Origin of the sequence: Catellatospora bangladeshensis, assembly GCF_016862575.1 — a bacterium.
In the GTDB taxonomy this organism is placed as follows: Bacteria; Actinomycetota; Actinomycetes; order Mycobacteriales; family Micromonosporaceae; genus Catellatospora; species Catellatospora bangladeshensis.
In genome coordinates this window covers 1-1,200 of record NZ_BONF01000100.1, presented here as the reverse complement: position 1 = coordinate 1,200, position 1,200 = coordinate 1, and the positions used below count along the sequence as shown (strand labels likewise).

Genomic DNA, 1,200 nt, shown 5'->3' with positions numbered 1-1,200 from the left:
GCGCGGGCTGGCTCAAGTGGTTGTTGCAACGAGGTACTGGTTGAGTCGTTGAGCGGGATTTTGCCAGTCGAGGGTTTGGCGCGGTCGTCCGTTGAGTTCGCGGGCGACCGCGTCGAGTTCGTCCTGGCTGATGGTGCGGAAGTCGGTGCTGCTGCGGGGGAAGTACTGGCGCAGCAGCCCGTTGGTGTTCTCGTTGCTGCCGCGCTGCCAGGGCGCGTGGGGATCACAGAAGAAGACCCGGCAGTCGGTGGCCAGGGTGAACCGGGCGTGCTGGGCCATCTCCGAGCCCTGGTCCCAGGTCAAGGTCTGGCGCAGCTCGGCCGGCAGCCGCCGCATCAGCCCGGTCAGCACGTCGGTGACCTCTTCGCTGACCCGCGAGTTGGGCAACGCGCCCAGCATCACGTACCGGGTACTGCGTTCGACCAGGGTGATGATCGCGCTGGACCCCCGAGCGCCGATGATCAGATCGCCTTCCCAGTGGCCGGGCACGGCCCGGTCGGCGGCCTCGGCCGGGCGAGTGGAGATGTGCAGGTCGCGTATCCACGGCTTGGCTCCGCGCCCAGCCGAGGCGGCCCTGGACTGCGGGCGGCGCTCGGCCCGCCCGGACCGCAATGCGACCTGCCGGGCCAGCTCCTCGCGCATCCCGCCCCGGGCCTGGTAGTAGATCGCCTGGTAGATCGTCTCGTGTGACACCCAATGCTCCGGCTGCTCGGGGAAGTCCATGCGCAGCGACCGGGCGACCTGCACCGGCGACCACCGCATGGCCAGCCGTTCTCGCACGAGGTGCCACAGCGGTGCCATCGTACGGCTGCGCCTGGCCCGCAGCTTCCCGTCGCGTGGGCGTCGTGCCCGCTGGTCAGCACGGTCCTGGGCATGGCGATGGGAGTACTTCCACCGGTACGCCCCGCCCCAGTGTCGGGGGTACCCGCGCCCGGGCACATACCCCAGCTTGCGGCCATGCGGATGCCACGCCCCATCGGGCACGTACGAGCCCTTGTGGGCGTTGTTGCGGGTCACTTCACGCCACACCGTGGTGCGGTCACGGCCGATAGCCGCAGCGATCTGCGAAAACCGCAGGCCCTGACCGAACAACACCTCGATCTGGGCACGCTCCTGCGAAGTCAGACGTTTGCCGGGCACGGACCACCTCCTCCAAGATCCATACCCGTTGCAACAACCGATAGAAACCGCCGCGCAAGA

1 protein-coding gene is annotated in these 1,200 nt (G+C 68.7%); it reads right to left on the bottom strand.

The window, feature by feature from the left end; all coding sequences use genetic code 11:
* Positions 1–12: 12 nt before the first annotated feature.
* Positions 13–1,140, bottom strand: coding sequence for an IS30 family transposase (locus Cba03nite_RS39405; RefSeq protein WP_203757689.1), 1,128 nt, complete (start codon positions 1,138–1,140; stop codon positions 13–15).
* Positions 1,141–1,200: the final 60 nt, after the last annotated feature.